Source organism: Dyadobacter ginsengisoli DSM 21015, assembly GCF_059568735.1.
The window spans coordinates 1,000,685-1,018,724 of the sequence record NZ_JCANTY010000001.1 but is presented as its reverse complement, the minus strand read 5'-3'; the positions used below and the strand labels follow the sequence as shown (position 1 = coordinate 1,018,724).

General features: G+C 50.6%; 19 protein-coding genes. 8 read left to right on the top strand and 11 right to left on the bottom strand.

Annotated features, from left to right (window positions below):
- Window positions 1-22 precede the first annotated feature (22 nt).
- Complete coding sequence (locus BP71_RS03590; RefSeq protein WP_496376690.1) at window positions 23-811, bottom strand: mechanosensitive ion channel family protein; 789 nt, start codon at window positions 809-811, stop codon at window positions 23-25.
- A 114-nt stretch (window positions 812-925) separates the two neighbouring features.
- Here BP71_RS03590 and BP71_RS03585 point away from each other — a divergent pair, with 114 nt between their 5' ends.
- Window positions 926-1,531: a hypothetical protein gene (locus tag BP71_RS03585; RefSeq protein ID WP_496376688.1), complete on the top strand. Its 606-nt coding sequence runs from the start codon at window positions 926-928 to the stop codon at window positions 1,529-1,531.
- A 48-nt stretch (window positions 1,532-1,579) separates the two neighbouring features.
- On the opposite strand, the gene BP71_RS03580 is transcribed toward BP71_RS03585, so the two are convergent.
- From BP71_RS03580 to BP71_RS03560, 5 genes are all read right to left on the bottom strand, one after another.
- Window positions 1,580-2,617: an AI-2E family transporter gene (locus tag BP71_RS03580; RefSeq protein ID WP_496376686.1), complete on the bottom strand. Its 1,038-nt coding sequence runs from the start codon at window positions 2,615-2,617 to the stop codon at window positions 1,580-1,582.
- Window positions 2,618-2,734: 117 nt separating this feature from the next.
- Window positions 2,735-3,070, bottom strand: coding sequence for a YegP family protein (locus BP71_RS03575; protein WP_496376684.1), 336 nt, complete (start codon window positions 3,068-3,070; stop codon window positions 2,735-2,737).
- A gap of 57 nt (window positions 3,071-3,127) precedes the next feature.
- Entirely contained in the window at window positions 3,128-3,868 is a 741-nt protein-coding gene (locus BP71_RS03570; protein ID WP_496376682.1) for a LytR/AlgR family response regulator transcription factor, read from the bottom strand.
- 307 nt (window positions 3,869-4,175) lie between these two features.
- Window positions 4,176-5,036, bottom strand: coding sequence for a cytochrome c (locus tag BP71_RS03565; RefSeq protein WP_496376680.1), 861 nt, complete (start codon window positions 5,034-5,036; stop codon window positions 4,176-4,178).
- A gap of 159 nt (window positions 5,037-5,195) precedes the next feature.
- Entirely contained in the window at window positions 5,196-5,990 is a 795-nt protein-coding gene (locus tag BP71_RS03560; RefSeq protein WP_496376678.1) for a LytR/AlgR family response regulator transcription factor, read from the bottom strand.
- Between the two features lie 301 nt (window positions 5,991-6,291).
- Here BP71_RS03560 and BP71_RS03555 point away from each other — a divergent pair, with 301 nt between their 5' ends.
- Window positions 6,292-6,789, top strand: coding sequence for a hypothetical protein (locus BP71_RS03555; RefSeq protein ID WP_496376676.1), 498 nt, complete (start codon window positions 6,292-6,294; stop codon window positions 6,787-6,789).
- Window positions 6,789-7,457: a hypothetical protein gene (locus BP71_RS03550; protein WP_496376674.1), complete on the top strand. Its 669-nt coding sequence runs from the start codon at window positions 6,789-6,791 to the stop codon at window positions 7,455-7,457. Before BP71_RS03555 ends, BP71_RS03550 begins: the two co-directional genes overlap by 1 nt.
- A 3-nt stretch (window positions 7,458-7,460) precedes the next feature.
- On the opposite strand, the gene BP71_RS03545 is transcribed toward BP71_RS03550, so the two are convergent.
- Window positions 7,461-8,501, bottom strand: coding sequence for a sensor histidine kinase (locus BP71_RS03545; protein ID WP_496376672.1), 1,041 nt, complete (start codon window positions 8,499-8,501; stop codon window positions 7,461-7,463).
- A complete protein-coding gene (locus tag BP71_RS03540) occupies window positions 8,498-9,538 on the bottom strand; it encodes a sensor histidine kinase (RefSeq protein ID WP_496376670.1) in 1,041 nt (346 codons plus the stop codon). The genes BP71_RS03545 and BP71_RS03540 overlap by 4 nt, the downstream gene beginning before the upstream one ends.
- Before the next feature lie 368 nt (window positions 9,539-9,906).
- Here BP71_RS03540 and BP71_RS03535 point away from each other — a divergent pair, with 368 nt between their 5' ends.
- Window positions 9,907-10,281 carry a helix-turn-helix domain-containing protein gene (locus BP71_RS03535; RefSeq protein WP_496376668.1) on the top strand — a complete coding sequence of 125 codons (375 nt, stop codon included), beginning with the start codon at window positions 9,907-9,909 and terminating at the stop codon, window positions 10,279-10,281.
- A gap of 88 nt (window positions 10,282-10,369) precedes the next feature.
- Window positions 10,370-11,746 carry an FAD-binding oxidoreductase gene (locus BP71_RS03530; RefSeq protein WP_496376666.1) on the top strand — a complete coding sequence of 459 codons (1,377 nt, stop codon included), beginning with the start codon at window positions 10,370-10,372 and terminating at the stop codon, window positions 11,744-11,746.
- Between the two features lie 40 nt (window positions 11,747-11,786).
- Here BP71_RS03530 and BP71_RS03525 read toward each other — a convergent pair whose 3' ends face one another.
- Window positions 11,787-14,087 (bottom strand): penicillin-binding protein 1A, encoded by a 2,301-nt coding sequence (locus BP71_RS03525; RefSeq protein WP_496376664.1) that lies wholly within the window; start codon window positions 14,085-14,087, stop codon window positions 11,787-11,789.
- Between the two features lie 187 nt (window positions 14,088-14,274).
- On the opposite strand from BP71_RS03525, the gene BP71_RS03520 reads away from it, so the two are divergent.
- Complete coding sequence (locus tag BP71_RS03520; protein ID WP_496376663.1) at window positions 14,275-14,616, top strand: hypothetical protein; 342 nt, start codon at window positions 14,275-14,277, stop codon at window positions 14,614-14,616.
- Between the two features lie 40 nt (window positions 14,617-14,656).
- On the opposite strand, the gene BP71_RS03515 is transcribed toward BP71_RS03520, so the two are convergent.
- Both BP71_RS03515 and BP71_RS03510 read right to left on the bottom strand, forming a co-directional pair.
- Complete coding sequence (locus BP71_RS03515; protein ID WP_496376661.1) at window positions 14,657-15,574, bottom strand: helix-turn-helix domain-containing protein; 918 nt, start codon at window positions 15,572-15,574, stop codon at window positions 14,657-14,659.
- Between the two features lie 75 nt (window positions 15,575-15,649).
- The gene (locus BP71_RS03510) at window positions 15,650-16,477 is read right to left on the bottom strand and encodes an SDR family oxidoreductase (protein ID WP_496376659.1); all 828 of its coding nucleotides are present in this window, start codon (window positions 16,475-16,477) and stop codon (window positions 15,650-15,652) included.
- A 321-nt stretch (window positions 16,478-16,798) separates the two neighbouring features.
- Between BP71_RS03510 and BP71_RS03505 the strand changes: the two genes are divergently transcribed.
- On the top strand, window positions 16,799-17,506 hold the full coding sequence (locus tag BP71_RS03505) for a DUF6597 domain-containing transcriptional factor (RefSeq protein WP_496376657.1): 708 nt from the start codon (window positions 16,799-16,801) through the stop codon (window positions 17,504-17,506).
- Between the two features lie 67 nt (window positions 17,507-17,573).
- On the top strand, window positions 17,574-17,978 hold the full coding sequence (locus BP71_RS03500) for an antibiotic biosynthesis monooxygenase (RefSeq protein ID WP_496376655.1): 405 nt from the start codon (window positions 17,574-17,576) through the stop codon (window positions 17,976-17,978).
- The last annotated feature ends 62 nt before the right edge of the window (window positions 17,979-18,040 follow it).

Here is an 18,040-nt window from a genome sequence, read left to right as displayed (position 1 = left end):
CCCCATGAAACCAAAAAATTGACTAACCCATCCCCGGCAGTTTTAACCCGGAGCCTTTCAAAGCTTCCATCAGCTTTTCCTGAATCACCATTTTGTTGTCGACGAAGCCATGTGCATCGAGCCAGACATTCACCATGACCTTGTAGCCATCCGGCTCAATGGACGAAATTCCTATTCTTCTTTCGGGGACTTTGAGGGCACTTTGGGCACGATCCAGTACATTGTTCACGATATCCCTGACGACACCGAAATCAATGCTGTTGCTGAATTTCATCTCCACATCCAGTCGCCGGTTGCCCGATCCGCTGATGTTGATGATGACTTCGTTGGAAAGTTTGCTGTTTGGGATCACAACGGTGCGGTTATCGTAGGTCCTCACTACGGTATAGAAGATCTTGATCGCCTGCACAGTCCCCTCCTGCCCTTGTGCAACGATGTTATCACCTACGTGAAAGGGTTTGAGAATGAGTATCAGGACGCCGCTGGTGAAGTTCTGCAGCGTTCCTGACAGCGCCAGACCGGCCGCAACTCCGATCGCACCGATCAAAGCGGCAAAAACGGTCATCTGAATGCCGACGATCTGCATGACCGATATGATCAGCAGGACCCGTAACGTGGTGAGAGACAGACTTAAAAGAAAAGGTGTAAGCGACGGATCTATGTTTTGCCGGTTCATGTAGGCGGTGAGCCAGCGTGAGAGCATGCGCACGAGCCAGAATCCTATGATCAATACCGCAATACCGATGAGTACCGAAGGCCCTGTGTCCAGGACCCATATGTAAGCCTTGTTATAAAACTGCTGGATTTTCATAATTAAAAATGCATGTACTGAAAATAGCCCGGTTGCGTAAAAATCCGTTCCAATGCATTCTGGCATATTATTTGAAAACTGGTACGTGTAATACAAATGAAAACCCAGGAAAACATGGAAATTCATCATCAACCCAAAACCAGGTCCTACCGATATCTCGTGTATCTGGTGTTTGCTGCCATTGCCATTGGTATCAGTGTCTATTTTTACTCGCCAAAGCCGGTGAACAAGGCGGCCAATAAAAACATGGCGCTTTTTCTTCAGAACAAGATCAGCGATATCGACCTCAAACTTCAACAAGGCGACACCGATACGGATCTTGCCACCAGGCTCTCCTGGCATAAATCGAACATGGCACTTTACAATGAAGCCAGGACTAACAAGGACAAGAAGATCAGTAACCAGCGTGAAGTCCTGAAAAGGAAGATGGTTAAAGTACAGGAACGGGATTTTCCTGAGCTGCGAAGCGCTTATGTCGAGTCCAAAAAGGAAGTACTCGACCAGCAGCATATCGCCATCGAAGTTTCGGGGGATCATCAGGAGGTTCTGACCTTCGAAGGCGACATGTTTCAGCCTGAGAAAGTACAGAAGGATTTCATGAAGAATATATATGGGATCGTCAACGACCTGCGCTTCAAAAAGGTCATCTACAAATGGTCCGGCCAGCCCAACGATTTTACGGATTACCCCATTGATTCCAAGGGCGATACCGAAATCTGACAGACAATACGGCAAGGCCCGTTTCCGGTATTATTACCGGTGGCGGGCCTATTCCGTTGTGGTCGCGGTATGTTTCTGAGACTCACTGAATTCGCTTTTATAAATCCTGACCAGCAGCAACAGGTAGCTGATCAGCAGCGGCCCGAAAATAAAGCCCCAGAAGCCGAAGAGTTTCAAGCCGGCGATCAGTCCGAGGATCGTGATCACGGGGTGTACATTACCGACTTTTTGCAGGAATGTAATGCGCGCCACGTAGTCTATATTGCCAATAATTACAATGCTGTAAATCAACAGCCCGATCGCCTTACCGTTTTCGCCGGACGAGAACAGATAGATTACCAGCGGGAGCCATATCATCGCCGTTCCGATCACCGGGAAGAAAGCAAAGATGCCGGTAATGAGGCCCAGCAGTATAAAGTCCTTCACCCCGAATATCCAGTATCCCAGCAGCGCCACGCACCCCTGGATCAGGGATATCAATGGAATACCCAATGCATTGGCCCTTACCATTCCGATCGTTTCGTCAGCGAGCAAACGCACGTTTTTTGGCCGCAGCGGTATAAAATGTTCCAGCGTCTTCTCCATGTGCCGGCCATTTTGAAACATAAAAAATGCAAGAAAGAGGATCATCAGCAGGTTACCGAGCATGGTCGCCGAGCTGTTGAGGATGCCGGGAATAAAGCTGGCTGCTTTTTTGCGGATGTCGGCAGTGGCTTCCTTTGTCAGCAAATCCTGCCCCGTCCATTCACGAAGCTGCGCGGATATGGCATCGATGGCATGATTGATCTGCTCGGGGTCTTTCAGAATATCGTCGATCTTCGAGTAGGTCATTTGTAGGGAAAAATACACGGGCGCCACGATACAGGCCATGAAAATCACCATAAACAAAATCGCAGTGATGCTTTTGTTCCACTTCCTTTGCTCGGTGAGGTGAAAATAGTACTTTCTGCAAAGGATGTATAGCGTAAGCGCACCCAGGAAACCAGGAAAGAAAATGTATAGCTGTTTGAAAACAATCACTGCCAACGTGGTCACTGTCAGCAGAAATATCACCTGACGAACACGATTATTAAAGTCGGAAACCATACCGGTCTGTTTTTGATGTATATACGCAATACAATTACTGTACCAAAAATAGCGTCGCCTCCAAAACAAAAAACGCAGGACCGTTTGGCGCCCTGCGTTTTTTACATTTATCAATCTTTATGCAGCCGTCTCGTCGTCTGTCGCAGCGTCCGGAGCATTCTTTTTTACTGATTCGATCCCATTATCGCGGCTCGCCACGCTTTCGTACATTTCGCTGCTTCCGATGGATTGCCCATTGGTAGCTTTCAGCAGGAAGTAGTACTTGTCGTTTTTCGAGGTAAGACGCTCAAAACGGGCATCATCCTGTGAATTTTTCTTCACGGACTCAATGCCGTTTTCACATGCCGCTTTGGTTGTATAACCTTCGCTGGTCAGGATCACCTGACCGTTGCCAGCTTTCAGGTTGAACTGAAATTCGCCATTAGATCTTTTTGAAATTACAAATTTTCCCATGTTTGAAAAGATTGGATTAGGCGGTCAAAATACGACTATCTTTTTTGAATCCAATGCTTATACGTTTTTTGTGCCCGCTCGTAGCGATTTCAGAACTTTAATGCGGTAATGGCCGCTGATTGGCAGAATACAGTTGTTTACCTCGATCGCATGATCGCTGAACGCGGTAATCTTGCTCCGGGCTACGATGAATGACCGGTGAATCCGCAGAAAACCTCTCCTGGCAAGGGATGCCTGGATCTCTGCCAGGCCCTGATGAACGAATATCTGACCATTTACAGTCGTCACCCGCGCACAGGTCTTCACCCCTTCCACATACAGGATATCGTCTAGGAACACTTTGATCACCGCCTTTCCCGATATCAGGTAAATAAACGGTGCGCTGGCGCGACGCTCTGATTTGTATACGAGAGATGACGTCACCAGGCAAACCTCCGGGGGGATACTTTCAAAACATTTGTCGATGTACCGCAGGAACGCCTCAAACCGAAAGGGTTTGAGCAGGCAACCCAGAATATGGCTCTCCTTCATATTCACATAACGGTAATTCGCCGCCGCCAGGAAAATGACTTTCGGACGACTCGGAATCAACTTCAGAAAGTCCAATCCCTTTACATTAGGTAGCTGCACATTCAGAAACAGCACATCCGTTTTGTTTTGCAGCAGGTACATCAGCGCATCAACCGGATTATAAAAGGTGGCGGTCAACTGAAGGGAATCCAGCTCGCCGATGTACGATTCGAGCACACTTACAGCGTAAGGCTCATCTTCAAGAATGACACATTTGATCTTGCTCATAGGGTTATTCGGCCAAAAACTTCACAACGATAATCGCCCTCTTGCACATAGCGGGTGAGGACAGTTGAACGTAGAGGCTTTTCCCGGAGAGCGGTCCAGGCAAGAAACAGGAAGACAGTTTGAGTATTGAAGGCCGTCAAGTTCTGCATAATTCATGACATGTGCAACGTCATCCGCGAAGAACCCTCCCGAGGATCCGTAAAATGTATCTTACAGTTTCAAAATGATTGTTCCGTAGCCGGACGCGTCGGCCGGAATGCCACCGGACATCACCAATAAGCCCATCTGCCAATTTGGATCGGCCCCGTCAGATGCTTTTCAGATAAGTACGCAAAGCACGCATTTCGGTATCCGAGAATGCTGCCGTCATTTGCCAGGGCATCGGGGCTTTGAGCTCGGTACCGTCCGGGCGCTTGCCGGTACGCAGGGTATTGAAAAACTGCTCATCGGTCCATTTACCGGCGCCGCCGGTGGAAGAAATGTCGGGTGTTCCGTGCTCGCCCGGTTTGCCTTTCATGTTGGGCTGGTGACAATGCGTACACACCTGCGCCACATATCTGCCAAAGTCGGCCGTGACGCCTTCCTGTACAACCACCGGCGGTGCTGCCTCATGATCGATCCTTTCGGCTTCAAAAAGTTCGAGTTCGCCCAGATCTGCAAGGATCACCGCTCCTACCCCAATCTCTGTGGACGGGTTCTGGCGATCGACGGCCGGCACCTGTGCGCAGTAGGCGACAATGGCGGTCAGGTCCTGTTCGCTGAGCTGATTGTAATCACCTGCGGGCATGTAAACCAACGGCGTACCGTCGTGCTGAACGCCGTGCCGGATGGCGCGGACCCAGTCCTCTGTGCTGTAGTCCTTTGGAATGCCGCCTTTTCCTCTCGTTAGATTCCTTGCCACCAGGCGCCCCATTCCCTTCTGCGCGAAGATCACCCGCCCGCCGAGATCTTTGCCATGGCAGTCATCGCAACCTTTGGTCGTCACCAGGCGCCTGCCCAACGCGAGGGTGGCGGAGTCGGTTCGAATGTCGAGTTGGAGGGGCTTGATCGGATAAACGATCGCCCGGCGGTTTTCAACGGCAAAATAAGCTTTGGTGTAATAGCCCAGTGCGAGCAGTACAATGACCAGCACGATCCGGCCGGTCCATTTCAGGATCTTTTTTAACATGGCTTTTTGACATTATAGATTGGAAGAAACTGCCGGAACTTTACCCCGGCCTTACAAAATTGCCCGGAGCAGCTCTTCCTCCCATTGCTATCCTGCCCGAAGTGTCATAAAGCATGCATGAAATGTCAGAATCCGCGCATCAGCGCCGACGCCGGAGTCCTATTTTCCCAGCCACTTTTTGAAGTCCATCGCCTTTTCCCTGCTGATAATAACCTCGCTGTCAGGCATCGGCGTCAGTGTAAGCTTGATCTTGTTATTGAAATAAGGATTGATCTGCTGCACACAGTTTACGCTGATGATAAACTGCCGGTTGGCCCGGAAAAAGCGTTCCGGATCGAGCATTTTTTCGAGCTCGTCCAATGTATAGTCTACCGGAAATTTCTGATTGTTGCGGGATTTGAAAAGGCTTGTCCCCTCTTCCGAATAAAAATAGGCAATGTCACTGACCTCCACCGGTATCCATTGCTGCAGATGCTTAACCAGGAAGCGTTTGCGGTAATCGGATGGCTGCATTTGCTGGCGCAGCTGCTGCACAAGGGAATCGATGGCCTCCCGGTCCAGATTACCCGGATTTTTCGCCGTTTCCGTTTCGGAGCCCTTCGTCAGCCGGTTGTATTTGGCCAGGCTCGCTTCCAGTTCCTGTCGTTTGATGGGTTTCAAAAGGTAATCGATGCTGTTGACCTTGAATGCACGCAGGGCATATTCATCATAAGACGTCGTAAAGATCACCGGCGATTCCACTTCAACCTGGTCGAAAATCTCGAAACTCTGCCCGTCGGCCAGTTCGATGTCCATCAGGATCAGGTCGGGCGCCGGGTTGTTCTTAAGATATTCAACGGATTCCTGCACGCTTGCCGACTTTCCGACAATCTGAATGGCACTGTCAATTTCAGCTAATAGTTTGGAGAGTTTCCTTACGGCCAGATCTTCATCTTCGATCAATAATACATTCATAAATTGGTTTCCGGTTCTTGTGAATAGGGGCAAAAGTTAGGTCAAAATAAAGAAATCCTGAAATGGCCGCACGATAGAAACACACATTACTTCCCCGAAACGGTATTATGCGGCATTGAAGCGTCAGTCCCTTTGAAACCTTCATTTCCGTCACTATTCGGCGGCATAAGACATTCTACTGACAGTTTATGCGCCGCCTTGTGCGTTTCATGCTGCGGTTCTCCCGTTTGAACCGCAATGCCCATGGCCTTCCTGCCTGTCCGGCCTAATTTTGACACAACAAAACAAAAATCTGTTAGCCATGAATCATTTCTCTACCATTGCCTTCACGCTCCTGCTCGCAGCTTCGACGCTAGCCTGCAAAGACGATCCTAAGGACGTAACACCGGAGCCGCCCAAACTGACCTTCGCCGACAAAAAATGGAAGACCGAAACCTGGGACCTTGTCAAACCCCTGGATCTGGATGAAGACGGCGAGAAGGAGACCGACCTGATGCAGTTGCTTATCCCGTGCGACCTGGACGACTTTATTATATTCAAAAAAGAAGGGAAGTTTGTCTCCAATACCGGTGACCTGCGATGCAATGACGACGAGGAGCAGGAAATCTATTCCGCGGACTGGACTTACGACGAGGTAACAAAGCTCATCAAAATGAAAAGTGTACCCAACGGACTCGAAAAAGACGACTGGGAAGTACTGGAACTGACCCAAACCACCCTGAAAGTGCGTTTCAACCTGCTGCCCGAAGACGGTGAAAGCGAGGCGATCAAATGCATTATGAAACTCAAGAAGATATAATGCGACGTTCGCTTCAGTTATGGATCATGACGGCCCTGTTTGCCGGCTGCATTCATTCTGCTCCGGTACCAGACGCCGTCAAGTCTTCTGCACCGGGTTTCGGCAGCTCCCGACAGCGTCCTACCGGCAGGTTGCTTGTGTTTCCTGAGGGCATCGAGGTCGTAGGAAAACCGCGTTGGGACACCGAATGCATGAACGAAGCACTTCAGGAAAAACGCATTTACGGCAACGGTGGCGCGGTACGCTTCTGTATCCGTTTTTCCAACAGCAGGCCCCAGCCCATTACCGTGACCATTCCCGCCGGTACCGTCTTCATTTCGGTGGACGACGAATCTCAGAATGGCTTGGTGGTGCAAACGATCCGTGTTACAGTGCCGCCACTAAGCGCACCTTCGTTTTACTTTCTGAACAATTGTATCAATGAAGACCGGGACATCACCGGCTATTCCGATGAGTTTGAGCCCCAACCAATAGTAACAGATCACACACCGATTCTGGAACTGACTGATTTGTTGCGTAGTAAAAGGATCAATAGTGAGGATTATCATTCATCATTCCCGCCCTCGCAAATCTCGGCCCCGGTGCAAACAGCAGTACATGAAATCGCGCATACGGGTAGGATGTCGGCAACCACGCGTGCGAAGCTCGATCAGCTCCCCGCCAGGTAGCGCTCAGGCCAGTGCAAGAAGCGGCAGGCTGACTGAGAATGACTGCCGGTTTTCTTCAATACTGATTTCGCCCTGCCCCAGGAGATCGTACTTGGTGGCAATATTGGCCAGCCCGATACGGCTGGACGGTACCGTGACCGTACGTTTTTGGAGGTTGTTGGATACGACCAACCTGCCCTCCGGGGTAGTCATGAGCCGGATATACAATGGCTGCTGCGGCATGATCACATTGTGCTTCACGACATTCTCCATCAGCAACTGCAGTGTAAGCGGTGGCAGCATGTGGCTCCGGTACGTCGGATCGATGTCTTCTTCCAGACGCAGGTTGCTCCCGTAACGCGTGCTCAGCAAATGAAAGTAAGAACCGGCGAATTTCAGCTCCGAGTCGAGGGTCGTCAGTTCCGACTCATTACTGCGGAGCAGGTACCGGTACACATTACTCATTTCGTCGATGAACTGGGTCGCCAGGTCCGGATCTTCTTCGATCAGCGACGACAGTGAGTTCAGGCAATTAAAAAGGAAATGAGGATTGATCTGTTGTTTCAAACTTTCGAACTGGGTCTGAAGATTGGCCTTCCGGAGCTTCTCCGTTTCCAGCAGTTTTTGCTGCCACAATTCAAATGCATAGACGCCCTCGTGAATGCAGGTCACGACAACGTTCATTAACGCGCCAAGCGCCAGGGCCCACTCATAGCTGGCAGGATCGAAAGTATAACCGGGGAATTGAACCCATTCGTACCCAAAAAACAGCCCGCTGATGATGAGTACATTGACAAATATATGAACAGGGATCATGAGCAGCATCCGCTTCGGGGTTTCCCTGAAATTAGAGTACCTGTTCCGGAACCAGTCGCCAATGCGGGCATGAATAAATTGATATGCCAGCCCGATGATAACGAAAAGTATGACCGTCGCTTTCACGAACACGCCCGCACGGGCAAAGTAAAGCTCTCCCAAAAGGAGGTAATTCATCAGAAGAATGTAGGCGGGCAGGATGAAAACGGCGATCCAGATGTCCTGTCTGGTATAGGTAACTATTCTCATGATCGTAAACTGTCTACGGATTGCTGACGGGCAGCTACCGGTACCCTGACCGAGAAAACCTCCCCGTTGTCAAACAAAAGCGGCGGCTCCATTCCCAGGTCCCGGAACCGCGCGATCAGCAATTCCAGTCCCTCTCGGGCCGCTTTCACATTCCTGGGCTGGATCGTATTTTTCACCTCCAGCCACTGGTCCCCCGTGGCAATGGATAACTTCAATGGCCTTTGTTTCATCACGACATTGTTCCGGATGGCGTTGTCCACCAGCATCTGCAGGGTCAGCGTGGGCAACATAGCGCCCCAGTAGGCATCATCGATCTCGATTTTCGCATCGATGGCATCACCATACCGGATCCCTGTGAGAAAAAGATAGGATGTGATAAAATCGTTCTCGCTTTTGACAGACGACAATCCATTGTCGCTGGTATGCAACAGGTACCGGTATACGCTGGATAGTTCATCCAGAAACGCATTCGCCTTCACGCGGTCCTCTTCGATCAAGGCGGAAAGGGAATTCAGGCTATTGAAAAGGAAATGCGGGTTTACCTGACTTTTCAGGCTATCGAACTGGTTTTGCAACCCCACTTTTTTGATGGCTTCCTCTTCTTGTAACGCTACGCCATACTGGCTAAGCGAATAGATCAGTTCATACAATGCGCCTACCGAGAAGAGTGACACGACGCACAACGTCATGTAAATGCTGTATTCTCTGACGGTGAACACCTCCCAGTCCCACCGGGCGAAGTACATCAGCAGGAAAAAGAGCGCCTGGCTCAGGACCTCGATCAAGAGATAGCCTGTAAATGTTGCGGTAATGCGCTTTCTGGTTTGCCCGATGTCGGGGTATCGCCTTCGGCATTTCCTGCTCCATTCGGCCATGACCTTCCAGGTAATGAGCGCACAGCCCAGCCACGCAAGCGTGATCGTGAGGCTTTTCCAGTTACTACCGACAAATTTCTGGACCAGAAACAGGTTCAGCAGCAATGCCCAGGTTACGATCAGGACAGGGCGGAACCATTTCCATTGCGATGGATCTTTCAATTTGTTACAGACAGGTTATGCGAGGCAGGGAACGTTACATTTCAACTATAAAACTAAACCTGACAGACCGCTTTGTCAACAGGTTAAAAACGATCATCCGGATATTTGATCATCAAAGACATTTTTTGAGCTCCACAGCAAAAAATTCGTCACTAATAACACTTATTTTTGAATAGCTAAGTAATCACTCAGGTGACTTCTGCCATCTTCTGCCAGCTAAACAGACGCAAAGATGATCAAAGGATATGAATTTCGTCGGTACCTGCCCGGGGTACACAAGCAACTTGCCTGCAAGGGAATGACTCTCGTTCACAGCGATTGTCCGTAGGCCAGCAAAATCGTCGCTATTTTCAACCACTCCTCCGATCATGGCCAACCGCAACAATCTCTCGTCGCCATACCCCGTAAGCCTCACTGCCAACCAGAAAAAAGCATCCCTTCTGGAGGTAATGGAAGCCAATTATATGTACAACCTGCCCCTGCCCGAATTCGCCAGGATTTCAAACAGGAGTTTAGCGACCTTTAAAAGGGAATTCAAAACGCTTTTCTACATTTCGCCCGGCAAATGGCTGATCGCCAGACGACTCGACTACGCACGACTACTGCTGTTCACCACTAAAAAGAGCATTAACGAGATCACCATCGAGAGCGGTTTTGAGAATACGTCGCATTTCAGCCGCGTATTCAAGGAACGGTTCGGCACATCGCCCCTCCATTTCCGAAAAACGCAATCTTACGCCTAGCCCGCGTCAGTTATTTACCCACATCCGATACCCGGCGCACTCCACGTGCCGTAATACACTGTTTTTCATGTCAAACCCCGTAGCACTTATGGAAACAATTTCTCCTGCCCTCGCCCAGCCCGGCTTTCGTGGCCGCGTGATCGCCCCCGGCGATCCGGATTATCATACCGCCCGCAGTGTCCACAATGGAATGATTGATAAATACCCCGACCTGATCGTCCGTTGCGCGGACGAGGACGATGTGGTCAGGGCTGTGAATTTTGCCCGTGAAAACCACCTGTTGCTGGCGGTAAGAGGAGGTGGGCATAATGGCGCCGGCCTTGGCGTATGTGACCGAGGGTTAGTCATTGATCTTTCGCTAATGAGGCATGTGGAAGTAGATCCTGACGCCCGAACCGTGCGGGCGCAGGGAGGTTGCCTGCTGGGCGATCTGGATGCTGCGGCGCACCCGCACGGACTCGCTGTGCCCACAGGAATCAATGCCACTACCGGCATCGGTGGTCTCACTTTGGGCGGCGGGCTAGGCCACCTGACCCGGTTTGCCGGCCTCACCATCGACAATCTGCTGGAAGCCACGATGGTATTGGCCGACGGCAATGTCGTGCGTACTTCGGCCACCGAGCATCCCGATCTTTTCTGGGCAATCCGGGGCGGCGGAGGCAATTTTGGGGTAGTGACTTCATTCCTGTTCCGGGCACATCCGGTACATACGGTTTACGGAGGACCGATGTTCTGGCATATGGACGACGCTAAGGCGATGATGGAATGGTACCAGGATTTTATCACAAAAGCCCCGGAAAGTGTCGGCGGCTTTTTCGCCTTCCATAAAATACCACCGGCGCCCATGTTTCCGGAGCAGTACCACCTCGAAACCATGTGCGGTATCGTATGGAGTTGTATCGATGAAGAAGAAGCCAACGAGGTTTTTGATGCCGTCCGAAAGTTCCGGCAACCTTTGATCGACGCCACAGGGCCTTTACCCGTGCCAGCGCTGCAAAGCATGTTCGACGATCTCTTCGCGCCAGGCATGCAATGGTACTGGAAAGGAGATTTTGTCAAACACCTCAGCTCCGAAGTCATGGATGTACACATCCGCCACGCTCACAAAATCCCCAATTTTTTTTCCGGCATGCACCTTTACCCGGTCAACGGCGCCGCGGCAAGGGTACGCAATGAGGATACGGCCTGGAACTACCGGGACGCCACCTGGTCGATGGTCATTGTCGGCATCAGTCCCGACCCTACTGAGAAGGAACTGGTCACCCGTTTTGCCCGCGATTACTGGGAGGAACTCCATCCGCATGGCGCAGGCGGAGCCTATGTCAATTTTATGATGGACGAGGGCTCCGACCGTGTCAGGTCCACTTATGGAAGCAATTTTGAAAAGCTTTCCCGCATCAAACACCGGTACGATCCGGGTAACCTGTTTTGTGTCAATCAGAACATCAAACCTTCTGAAAGCTAACTAAAACCCGGGGCAGGCTTCTCAAAACCTGCCCCGTTACTTAAAACAAAACCCCTTCATCGTCCGACTTGGCCGGAGGCGTATACACGTCGGTGCTGTCACTTTGGGACGTTGTACATTCACTTACGAAATTCGCGGGCTTCGTGAAGGGTCCTTTCCGATATTGGACCAACGTCTGGTCATTATAGACTTTCTGCATGAATGCGCCCCAGGCCGGCATCGCCACGCGTCCGCCCTGCCCGAGCGCGAGCGTACGGAAGTGGATACTGCGGTCTTCTCCGCCTACCCACACACCTGCTACGAGGTTGTGCGTCACACCCATAAACCAGCCATCGGAATGATGCTGGGACGTTCCGGTTTTAGCGGCGATCTCATTGCCGTCAGTTACGCCATATTGCCGCAAACGTCCGGCAGTGCCTCCTGCATCCTCGACGGCGCCGCGCATGAGGTACAACATATTATAGGCCATGTTCTCATTCAACTCCTGGCTTTGCTGCTCATGAAACTCGCCCAGCAGCTTGCCGTGGCGGTCTTCGATACGCAGGATCGTCATCGGCATTACTTTGTACCCGCCATTGGCAAACGAGCAATAAGCCGAGACCATTTCGTACACTGACACTTCCCCCGTCCCAAGGCAAAGTGCCGGGGTTGCCGGCAATTCGCTGGTAATGCCCAGCTTGTGCGCATAGTCCACCACGGTATTGGCTTTCACCATTTTCATGATATAGGCTGTCACCGAGTTCACCGATTTCCCTAACGCCTGTCGCAGCGAAAGCGGTTGTTCCGAATATACGCCATTGGAGTTTTTGGGAGTATAATCCTCCATCACATCGTCGATCCCGCCCTGAAATGTGACCGGCGAATCCATGATCTTCTCGCAAGGCGTGATAAAGTTCTTGTCCAGACCTGCGGTATAGACAAACGGTTTAAATGTCGAACCTGGCTGCCTTTTGCCCTGCTTTACGTGGTCGTATTGGAAATATTTGAAATTAATACCCCCTACCCATGCTTTCACGTGCCCGTTGCGCGGGTCCATGGCCATCATACCGGCACGCAGGAAACGTTTATAATATTTGATGGAGTCAATGGGGCTCATGGTCACTTCCTTCTCCCCGTCCCATGAGAAGACTTTCATTTTGTAAGGCTTGTTCATCACTTTCCATGCCTCTTCCTCGCCCAGCTTATTTTTCAAAAGGTTAAAGTAAGGAAGGCGACGCACGGCGGTATTAATGAACCCGGGAATTTCCTTTCCATTCTCGTCAATCCAGGGGTTACGTCCCTTCCAGTGCTCGTTGAATATCTTCTGTTGCTCCTTCATATGCCGGGTCAGCGCTTCTTCCTGGTAGGTCTGCATACGCGAATCGATGGTGGTATAGATCCGGAGCCCGCTGGTATAGAGGTTGAGGTCGGTACCATTCTCCTCGTTATACACTTTTACCCATGCTTTGAGATAACCACGCATCGATTCCCAGAAATATGGAGCCGGGCCATTCGCGTGCGTTTCCATCGCAAAATCCAGGCCAAGCGGCTTTTCTTTCAGCTCGTTAAAGTCGTCTTCGGTAATGTAATCGTAGCGGGCCATCTGGGCCAGCACTGTGTTCCGGCGGTTGGTAGCGTTCTGCGGGAAGCGTACCGGGTTATAGATCGTCGGGTTCTGCAGCATGCCCACGAGCAATGCCGACTGGGGGATATTCAGGTCCGAAACTTCGGTGTCGAAATAAGTTTTGGCCGCCACTTTAATACCAAATGCGTTGTTCCCGAACGATACGGTGTTGAGGTACATCTGCATAATCTCCTGTTTGGTATATTTCCTTTCGATGATGATCGAGAGGATCCATTCCTTGGTTTTGGCAATCACGATGCGGACACCCGGGATTTTTCCCAATGCACCTTCAAACTCTTCCGAACGGGTATTGAACAGGTTTTTGGCGACCTGCTGGGTAAGCGTACTCCCACCGCCCGAACTGGAATTACCGGTCAATATGCCTTTCGCAACGCGCAGCAGGCTTCGCGGATCAATACCGGAGTGGCCGATGAAACGGGTGTCCTCCGTAGCCAGCAATGCATTGATCAGGTTGGGGGAAATCTCCGAGATCTCGACCGGCGAGCGGTTTTCAATGAGGTATTTGCCCAGCGACTTTCCATCCTCCGAAATGAGTTCCGAAGCCACTTCACTTTTGGGGTTTTCGAGCGCAATCAGGTCCGGCATACCGCCAAACAGCCATAAAAAGTTGTAGTTGACAGCTACGATGTAAAAGATCAGCAAAACAAGGCCGATCCCCAGCGACCGCCATAACCACAGTATGCGACGCCGGTATTTCCCCGGCTTCAAATCAATCATGCAATTCCAGAATAATGTTCAATAAACCGACCAAATAAGTGAATTAAATTCACAAATCAGGTATTAGAACGCAGCACTGGCGGTTTTTGCTATTTTTTGTCCGGAAATATTAAAGTAAATTAAAGTTTACAAAATTCAGTTTCAATATATTTGACGGCGTGCGAAAGCAATTAACCGGAGCAATACTATGAAAAACATCTATGGATTCATCCTTGCCCTGGCACTCCTGTATGTGCCTGCAAAGGCCTGCAAATGCAGTAGTTATTACGAGGGTGTTGACAGTGTTCAGCAGCTCACGCCATATACTTTCGTGGCACTGGCGAAAATTACCGCCGACATCCCTGTCAAACAAAAACCCGGTGAAGAAACACCCGGCACAGGTATCCTGAAAATCAATATTATAGAACAGTTTAAGGGAGACATGGCGGACGAGTTCGTCGAAACCCTTCCGAATTCCTCCTGTGATATGGGTTTTGATGAAGGAGAAGAATGGCCCCGAAGGCAACCCCACCACATCCCGGGACTATGATGAGAACGGCAAGCAAATCAATATGCACATTCCCAGGTAATCACGCCATACCTGGCTGTCCCGGATATTCCACCCGTTTCTTATACTCGTTCGGACTGACGCCGGTTTCCTTTTTGAACAACCTTGAAAAGTAGGGCGGGTTCTCGAAACCCAGTAAATAGGCCGTTTCAGCAACGGTTTTATCCGAGCTCAGCAGCATGTTTTTAGCCTCGGACACCAGGAAAATGTGGATCAGTTCGATGGCTGTCTTACCGGTCTCCTGTTTGAGCAGGTCGCTTAGGTACCTCGGCGACGTATTGAGCATATCGGCCATCATTTTGACCGACGGAAGGCCGTTTTCCTGGAATTTGCCCCCCTCGAAATACCCAGCCAGACTTTCATTGAACCGGGATACGGTGGTACCCGAAAGCTGGGTGCGGTTAATAAACTGACGTTTGTAGAAACGCTGGGAATATTTCAGCATCGAGTCGAGGTGCGTGAGCATGATGTCGCGGCTATATTCGTCGGTATTGTTGTAGTATTCCGTCTGGATCTTGGCAAATAGGTCCCAGATGATCTGCTCCTCCCGTTCCGACAAATGCAGGGCTTCATTGGCCTCATAATCGAAAAAACCGTATTTGCGGATTTCCGAATGCAGCGGATGTCCGTTCAGAAAGTCCTCATGGACATACAGGATAAATCCCTTTTCTTCCAGTTCGATATTGTTCATCTCAATGACCTGCCGCGGTTTTACAAACAGCATCGAGCCATTCTCATGATCATACTTCGTGCGCCCATACAGGACATGACCAGATTTGATCTTTTTGAAGGCGATCATATAGAAATCGGTCGTAAACTCCCGGTGCCCGAGTGTACAGCTGCTCAATTCGTCGCAGGTAAGCATACTGATCAACGGATTTTCGGGACCCGGATAGCTGCTGGCGCGGTGCAGCTCGCTAATGCTTTTATAGTGTTCCATGGTTTTGAAACGTTTAAATCTGCACCCGTGACAGGTGCAGATTTGTAATTTTAACTAAATATCTCCGATCGATTATCAGGCAGTTACAACACCGTGCGCTGCATCGGCTACTTCCTTCCACTCTTCCCACGTCGCGAGGCGTTCGGTATAAACCTGGCTCAGCCATGGTAACCCTACTTTGCCCAGGAAAATTCGCAATGGCGGATTTTCTTCATCCACGACTTTCAGGATCGCCTCGGGAGTCGCTTCTGGCTTACCGATCGTTTCTTCGGTGAATCCGGAGAACAGTGCCTCCTTAACGCCGTCGTACAATGCGATCGGCTCGGAATGAATAGCCGAGGCACCGCCCCAGTCGGTCGCGAAACCGTTGGGCTCTACGATGGTTACTTTGATACCGAAATCTTTCACTTCCGAAGCGAGTGTTTCACTAATCGCCTCCACGGCCCATTTAGAGGCGTTGTAGAGGCCTAAAACCGGAAGGGTAGCAACCCCCAATACGCTCGATACCTGGATGATGTGTCCACCGCCCTGTGCCCTAAGCACCGGAATGGCGGCCTGCGTAACCCAGAGCAAACCGAAGACATTGGTTTCGATCTGATCGCGGGCTTCCTGCTCACTGGTTTCCTCGATGGTACCGAACAAGCCGTAACCGGCATTGTTGATCACGACATCGATGCGGCCGAAATGCTCGTTAGCCTTACTGATCGCTGCGAAGCTGGCGGCCCGGTCGTTCACATCCAGTTGGATGGGCAGCAGCGTATCGGGATACTGTGCCACGAGGTCTTTTAATGTATCGGTATTACGGGCAGTCGCTGCCACTTTATCTCCTCTTTGCAAAAAAGCTTCTGCCCATATGCGGCCGAATCCCTTGGAAGCGCCGGTAATAAAAATAGTCTTTGACATCACTAAAAATGTTTATGTGTTTTAATGAGACAAATTTACCGGGCTGCGTCGGCCTGCATCTTATACAAAAATCCGGAAGTGTGATACACTTTTACGTAGCCATTACAAACCATATCGAAACGGATCGGAAGATGGGTAATACGCTTGCCGGTCGGTCCGTATGCGCCAGCTCGATGATTTCAGGGTTGCTAGTCGGCATGGTGATGTGATTCTGGATTGATTGCCGCCGTAGGATATAAGAATTATCCCAAAACAGTCATTTCAATACAATAATGACAGGCCGCGGGAACTGATGACTGCGCTTCCCCGTTCCCAGGGTTCATGAAGATGCAGACCTACTTTCCTACCCCGCTGCTGGACCCGTTCGTCAAATCCTACCTTGTCATCGAGACCGCTGAGGAGACGATCAACCGGGTGTTACCCGACACATCCGCCGTCATGGCTTTCAGGCTACGCGGTAGCGTGCAAATGGATTTCCATGGGACCACCCGCCCGCTCGACCCGCTGGTGGTGTCGGGGTTGCGAAAATCGGGGCGGAATATCCACTACGGAGCAGGGACCGTCAACCTGCTGGTTATTTTCAAAGCAGGTGGCATTACACCCTTTCTGCGCGAGCCGCTTCATCTGTTGAGCGAGGCCAGCGTAGCCATGGACTGCCTCGATGGCTTCCGCAATATGGGCCTTCTGGAAGAACAACTGGCTGAAATGTCATCTCACACGGACCGGATTAGGCTGATTGAACAGTTTTTAACAAGACTGATCCGCGACACGACCGCCGACAAACTGATTTTAACGGCCATCGAAAAGATCCGGAATGCAAATGGCCAGGTAAAAATCAGGGAGCTGGCCGATTCGCTGTACATTAGTCAGGATGTTTTTGAAAAACGTTTCCGACGGATAGCAGGAGCTTCTCCCATCCACACTGCCCTGGAAGCCGGTTACTTTGATCAACCTCATTTCAATAAGGATTTTAAACTGTTCACCGGACGAACGCCATCTGAATTTTTGAAATCACCCGTTTTCTGGTAAATCAATGATTTTTTACAAGAATTCGTCTTCGCTGGCCAGGAGCTGTGTAAACAAAAAACCAACAGCTATGCAACCGATTCACCATGCGCCCGGCACCCCGGCCTACCCCAGCGACGAGCGTTCTCATTACCCCATACGCCGGTCACAACCGAACGAAGTGAGTTTTATAGACAAATTCACCGTTCCCGTCGCATCCCGGAAAGAATTCATCGAACGGGTCGGCATTAACCGCAAGATAATCTGCACAATACCAGGATTCATTCAAGACAATATTTACGAGCGGACTTCCGAAAACGGGGACTTCGAATTCGTGACGGTAGCGATCTGGGCAAGCCGGGCGGCATTGGACCAAGCCAAAGAAGCCGTACAGGCTGCCTACCGGCAGGAAGGCTTCAATCCCGCGGCTATGATGGAAAGACTCGGAATTACCATGGACCGTGGGATCTACAAAGAGACCAGCCTAACGCATTGACCCCGGTTCCATCCTGAAATGCATTTCCGAATCCCGGCAAGTTGTGCCGGGATTCGCTTTTA